Source organism: Enterobacter sp. EC_50 (assembly GCF_019584525.1).
In the GTDB taxonomy this organism is placed as follows: domain Bacteria; phylum Pseudomonadota; class Gammaproteobacteria; order Enterobacterales; family Enterobacteriaceae; genus Enterobacter; species Enterobacter roggenkampii.
The window spans coordinates 1-621 of the sequence record NZ_VDAF01000078.1 but is presented as its reverse complement, the minus strand read 5'-3'; the positions used below and the strand labels follow the sequence as shown (position 1 = coordinate 621).

1 protein-coding gene is annotated in these 621 nt (G+C 50.6%); it reads left to right on the top strand.

Going from position 1 to position 621, the window contains the following annotated elements; genetic code table 11:
* The coding region (locus FHC48_RS23035) for a gamma-glutamyltransferase (protein ID WP_220420633.1) at positions 1–621 on the top strand (621 nt) is incomplete at both ends.

Below are 621 nucleotides of genomic sequence, written 5' to 3'. Positions count from 1 at the left end.
GTGCAGCCCGCGTTTAAACTGGCACGCGATGGTTTTATCGTTAACGACGCGCTGGCTGACGATCTCAAAACCTACGGTAGCGAAGTGTTGCCGAATCACGAAAACAGTAAAGCTATCTTCTGGAAAGAGGGCGAGCCGCTGAAAAAGGGCGACACGCTGGTGCAGGCGAACCTGGCAAAGAGCCTGGAGATGATTGCTGAAAACGGCCCGGACGAATTCTATAAAGGCACGATTGCGGAACAGATCGCCCAGGAGATGCAGAAAAACGGTGGCTTGATCACTAAAGAAGATTTAGCAGCCTATAAAGCGGTCGAACGCACACCGATAAGTGGCGATTATCGCGGGTATCAGGTTTACTCCATGCCACCGCCATCCTCCGGCGGGATCCATATCGTACAAATCCTCAATATTCTGGAAAACTTCGATATGAAGAAATACGGCTTTGGCAGCGCCGATGCGATGCAAATCATGGCAGAAGCGGAGAAATACGCCTACGCCGACCGCTCGGAATATCTTGGCGACCCGGATTTTGTCAAAGTACCGTGGCAGGCGCTGACCAATAAAGCCTATGCCAAATCTATTGCCAATCAAATTGATATCAATAAAGCGAAGCCATCCAGC